Source organism: Xanthomonas sp. D-36-1, from assembly GCF_017746155.1.
GTDB classification, from domain to species: Bacteria; Pseudomonadota; Gammaproteobacteria; order Xanthomonadales; family Xanthomonadaceae; genus Xanthomonas; species Xanthomonas cissicola.
Map to the genome: position 1 here is coordinate 1 of NZ_JAGHWR010000050.1, position 5375 is coordinate 5375.

The 5375-nt window shown below is 59.9% G+C and carries 4 protein-coding genes and 1 pseudogene; 1 reads left to right on the forward strand and 4 read right to left on the reverse strand.

Features of this window, described 5'->3' with window-relative positions:
* Positions 1 to 19: 19 nt before the first annotated feature.
* Positions 20 to 274, forward strand: a pseudogene (locus J7367_RS14605) (SDR family oxidoreductase); the annotation flags it as partial.
* A 27-nt stretch (positions 275 to 301) separates the two neighbouring features.
* Here J7367_RS14605 and J7367_RS14610 read toward each other — a convergent pair.
* From J7367_RS14610 to J7367_RS14625, 4 genes are all read right to left on the reverse strand, one after another.
* Positions 302 to 511 carry a hypothetical protein gene (locus J7367_RS14610; RefSeq protein WP_057664334.1) on the reverse strand — a complete coding sequence of 70 codons (210 nt, stop codon included), beginning with the start codon at positions 509 to 511 and terminating at the stop codon, positions 302 to 304.
* Between the two features lie 84 nt (positions 512 to 595).
* Positions 596 to 1219: a hypothetical protein gene (locus J7367_RS14615; RefSeq protein ID WP_057664340.1), complete on the reverse strand. Its 624-nt coding sequence runs from the start codon at positions 1217 to 1219 to the stop codon at positions 596 to 598.
* 20 nt (positions 1220 to 1239) lie between these two features.
* A complete protein-coding gene (locus J7367_RS14620) occupies positions 1240 to 3993 on the reverse strand; it encodes an RHS repeat-associated core domain-containing protein (protein ID WP_209028945.1) in 2754 nt (917 codons plus the stop codon).
* Between the two features lie 349 nt (positions 3994 to 4342).
* The coding region (locus tag J7367_RS14625; RefSeq protein ID WP_209028946.1) for an RHS repeat domain-containing protein at positions 4343 to 5375 on the reverse strand (1033 nt) is incomplete at its 5' end.

Consider the following 5375-nt stretch of genomic DNA (forward strand, 5'->3'; position numbering starts at 1 on the left):
CTAAAAGTGGGGGGATTACCAGGGGCCGCATGTGCGCGTCAACAGCATCAGCCCGGGGTGGATCAGCACCGAGGCGTGGCGCGCGCCGCAGCGCCGGCGGGCCCCGAAATTGTCGCGTCGGGACCATGCGCAGCATCCGGCCGGGCGCGTGGGCACGCCCGAAGACATCGCGCAGCTGGCGGTCTATCTGCTCGCGCCGCAGCTCTCCGGTTTCGTCACCGGGCAGGATTTCATCGTCGACGGGGGCATGTCGCGCAAGATGCAATACGCCTGAACCGGGCGAATTCGAGCTGGCGGCCTGTCAGCAGCGCTCCAACAGCACCTGGAACCAATCGCACCATCCCGCTGCGTTGAGGGCTGCCAACGGGTTGCCCGGGGTATCGCTGTACTGGCAGGTCGCCGCACCGTTGCTGCGGGTGGCCAGCAGGCTGCCGGACAGATAGACGTACTCGACGGTGCCTTGCCCGCACTGTTCCTCGTACAACAGCTGATCGGCCCTGCTGTAGGGCACCTCACCCGAGCATCGTTTGAGTTTGAAACTACCGAATCAAAAACGCCCAGCCCCCGTACACAGGTGGACATTCAAATCTTTGCGCTATTCGGGATGTGAGGGGACACGGCTTGCCTTCTGGTGCATTTCCAGGCGTCGGAACGTCTTGATCTGTTTGCCAAGATCAGGATCATCCCGCAACTCCAGCAGTTTCATCTTCGCCTTAGGCGACTTGGAGCGGATCAAGGCGATCAACAGCGGAGCGCGATCCAGCCCGAGACTCTTGTCGCCCAACAACCGGATCACATCGTCCAGCACCGTATCGTCCGCTGCGCCGCTCAAGGCAAGCGCTGCCACGTAACGGATTTCCGGCGCAAGGCTGAGGGTGTTGTTCTCGAAGATCTCTACAAGTTGACCCCAGTATTTGCGTGCATGGGGCGTTGCCAATTCTCGGAGCATTCCTTCTCGCACATCATCCGAATAAGAATACGCCAAGTGTTCAAGTAGCACAGGGACGGCCTCTGGATAAGACTTGCCATCCTCGCCGAGCTCGCCGATTGAATTTACATCAATACCAGCCTGCCTTAATGCAGCAACCACAGGAGCACATTGTTCTGCATATTCCTTTATCGCCTTCTGACGAGCATCCTCCTTGGCCGCCCTCATTGCAAGATAATCGTCCCATTTACCATCAGCCTTAAGTTGCGCGTGATGCTCCTCAAGAGTCATCCAGCCGGATTTATCTTTTTTCATGGAATATCCTTTATCACAATATCGCCTGCCGCTTCCGCTTGACGAAGTGGGGCCGAAAGTTTTGCGCCGGGCCTCACGTAGAGATGAAAATCAAATCCCTTGAGCTTTGCGTAATCAACATAGTCTCTTAGCTGCCTAGTATAGTCTAGGGACTGCGTGTTCTTAACTTCGCTGATTGTCCTGAGATCTTTATTCAAGCCGTCAGCTATTCGAAGCCTTCCATTTACGACAAAAAATCCTTTCCCACCAATATTGTATGTGGCTCGTACGGCATCCTCGCCCATCCTACCAAGCCTGACCGCCATCAAGCCGCCGCCCGCCAGCTTGAAACCAGCCCCTTCCGGCATATCGAGCAACGGGTACCAGAGATCGTGCGCAATGGCACCAAAATCTGTGACACTTCCATCACCCGTCAGCCAGTTCCTGTCGGTGAAGGCGGAGATAAATCCATTGCCTGCGTTCGTCGATTGGTGGCTTCCCGCTGATGCACGCTGTGTGCCGCCACCCGAACTTCCGGAATAGGCGCAGATATTCGAGCCTGTTGGCTTTTCACAACGTCCATCCGGGTCGGTGAATCTGTAGGGATTGTTGGCCGCATACCAATAGCGATTGAAGTTGCCTGCACTTGCCGCGTCGACAGCCATCGCGTCCACCGACAAAAACCGCGGAATCGTCGGATCATAGAACCGCTGCTGCATATAGATCAGTCCGGTCCCCCCATCCATCGCATGGCCGGTATAGCCAATGCCATCGACCGTCTTGCCGATCGCCGCGCCGTAGGGTTCGTACTGCGTGCGCTCGACGACCTGCCCGGCCGCGTTGGTGGTCGCTACCGGGCTGCCTAGTGCATCGGTGTGCCGGTAGGTCACGGCGCCGTTGCTGCGGGTGGCCAGCAGGCTGCCGGACAGATAGATGTACTCGACAGCGCCCTGCCCGCGCCGTTCCTCGTACAGCAGCTGTCCGGCCTTGCCGTAGAGCGCCTTCAACCGGCTTCCGGCCGTATCCAGTGCATTGGTCCGCAGGCCCTGGGCGTCGTAGCGATAGGTTTCCTTGCCCTGCACCTCGCGCAAGCGGTTGCCATAGTCGAATGTATAGGCCTGCGCATTCTTCTGGCGCAAGTTGCCTTGGGCGTCGTAGCTCAGCCCGACGATGGTCGCTCCGGCATCGTCGAGGACATTGGTCAGCCGCTGGTTGGCGTCGTACCAGTAGTTGTGCTGACGCACCCCGGCCAGCTTGGCCGAGGTGATGTTGTCCAGACCATCGTAGGTGTACCGATAGGTCTGGCCACCACCGAAATTCGGCGAGGTCGCCGAGATCAATCGGTCCAGGCCGTCATAGCTCATGCTGCGGCTATAGCCGTCGCCCTGTTGCTGGTCGAGGATGGCCGTCACGTTGCCGACTTCGTCGTAACGATACTCGTAGGCGCTGACGTTGGCATCACGGACGTGGAACGGCATCTGTCGCGCGTTCAATTCCAGCGAGTGGATGACGCCATTGCCGTAGGTGAACTGGCGCAACGCACCATTGGCGGCGTATTGCAGGCCACTGGCATAGAGCGTGCCGGACGAGTCGCGCACGGAGGTTGGCTGCCCCAACGCATTGGGAGCGTAGCTGACCCCGAGGCCGGTCGGATAGGTCTGGCTGGCCAATTGTCCATTGGCATCGTGGCCGTAGCCAATACTCCAGGTGTAATCCGGTTGCTCGACCGATTCGCTGGTCAGCAGGCGTCGCTTGTTGTAGGCATAACGATTGGTCACCAAGACCGTACCGCCAGCATTCGAGGTGGTGACCTGCAGCGGGACGCCATCAGCCGCGTAATGCAGTTCCTGGTCACCATTGCGATCGGGAAATTTCAGCGTGGTCATGCGCCCCAGCGCGTCGTAGCCGCGGTCGACACGCCGCCCGCTGGAATAGGCCGCGTCACGGTCGCACGAACCAGCGTCGGGGAGGTTCAATCCGGTCGCCGACCAACTGAGATTGCCGACGCTGTCGTACCCGATAACGGTGGCGCCGGTTTCCGGCTCAATGGTCTTGCACAAGCGCTGCTGTGCGTCGTACACGTAGCGACGTGTCTCCGACAACGGCGGCGGCATCCGCGGGATCAGGAACTTGCCCGAGTTACCGAGCAAATCGTTCGAACCGCCCACGGGCGACAAGCCATAGATGAAGATCGCCTGCTCGGGATGGGACGCACGCACGGTATCGCTGATCGGAATCGCGAAACGGTAGGCGCTGCCCGACGTCTGACACGCCGAGGCGACGGCGGGTTCGCTGGCGAGATTGGACGTCGCCGCGACGATGAACGTGCCCGATTGCCATTCTCCCCCAGCGTACAGATGCACGCCGATGGACGGCGCCCAGCCACTGGAACATGCCCAGCCTAGGATCTTGTAGCTTCCGTCACCAACTCTCGACAATCCGTCGATACTCCCACGGATGACCGATTGCGTGATCGAAACCGAGACAGCCTGGGAGTTTCCGGTATTGCCATTATTGTCTGTGGCGACCGCGGTGATCGTATAGGTCCCTGGCCCGACGTTGCCCCAGGTGACCGTATACGGTGCAGACGTGGAGGCACCGACCGAACTGCCATTGGCGAAGTATTCCACTCTCGCTACGCTACCATCGCTATCAGCGGCATCGGCGGTCAAGGTGACCGTCGCCGGGCCGATGAAGGGCGCGCCCGTCGGCGAGCGCAGTTGCACGGTGGGCCGCAAATTCCCGGGGGCCACGACATGGACGGTACGCACAGGCGTGGACTGGGTTGTCCTCTTATCGGTGCGCACTGCGGTGGCACGGAACTGATAGTCCCCGGCAGGAAGGTTGGAAACCACCTTGGAGATCTGCCCGGCACCGGAACTATAGGCGATCGCCTTCCGTCCTGGTAAAGCGTGACCTGACCGATCGGCAAGATGTCCAACGCCTCGGCAACGACGTTGATGGATGCAGGCGCCGTGAAGCTGGCGTTGTTGCCTGGCGACTGCATGCTGATGTAGGTCTGCGCCAGGACAGGCCCGATCACGAAGGCGAGTAGCACACCAAGCCAGCGACTGGTCCGGTGAGCCATCCGCGGCATGCGCGACTGCGATATCTGCTGGCTCATTGCGCCGGCCCTCCGCGGTCGATTTCGGTGGGTTTGCCGAACGCGTCCCTGACAATGCTTGTGGAGACTCCCTCGGGCCGATCGATCCGTACTGGCCAGTCGTAGCTAGGGGCATCGTAAGCCTGGAACCATTCGGTTTGTTGCCGCCCCTTGGGGTCGCTGGTTTGTCGCTTGAAACCATCAAGGTAGGCGATGCGGGTGACAAGCAAGCCTAGCTCGGAATCCTGCGAAACCGATGTCTGCCGCCCAAGCGCGTCGTACTCGAGCCAGGTTCCGCTAGCGATGCTGCTAGCATTCGCTGGGTAGGACGTGAACACCGTCCTACCCTCGGTGTCGTAGCCGAATCGCTGGAAGCGCTGGGTTCCCGCCTGATCTGAGACATCGTATTCAAGCACCAGCGATGGTCGCCACAGGGCATCCAAGTAGGTCAACTTGCGTTGGTTACCGGTACTGGTGGTCTGCCGCCAATGTCCGGCGCCGATGCCGTATTCCTCGCTCCCCACCTGCTCCATTAGCTGCCGGGTGGCATTCCAGGCCACCGTGTCGCCGTCGGGATAGGTCTGCAGGATCATCCGCCCCATTACGTCGTAGTCGAAGGTACTGGCGACTCCATTGACGTCGATGGATGTGCGAATCCATCCATTGTCGTCAACGCTTGCCGTTTCCACTGAGCCGCTCGGCTGATCGGTGGTTGCAGGGTGCTGGATGCGTTGTGGTACACCGCGCTTCCAGTTGGACATGAGCGTCGTAGCGCCGTTTGCATCGGCAAAAAATGCCAGGGTGCCGTCGGTATTCCAGGCCAGCCGGTGCTTCAAGGCGCCAAAAACATATTCCTCTGACGGCAACGCGTTGGCATCGTAGGATGCGGTGTACATCGAGACCGCGTTAGGGAAGGTCTGAACAACGAGACCTGACAGGGCGGAAGGTGGCGTCGTTCCGAAGAGTGGCTTTTGGAACTTCGGAATTTCGCCATTTCTGGCGCTTTCCGCGGGAATTTCCCGGTTCACAGACGCACGCTCCCCATCGCCG

Excerpts from the sequence above, each read along its gene's own strand:
- J7367_RS14615 (WP_057664340.1), bottom strand. The coding sequence starts at position 1,219 with ATGACTCTTGAGGAGCATCACGCGCAACTTAAGGCTGATGGTAAATGG.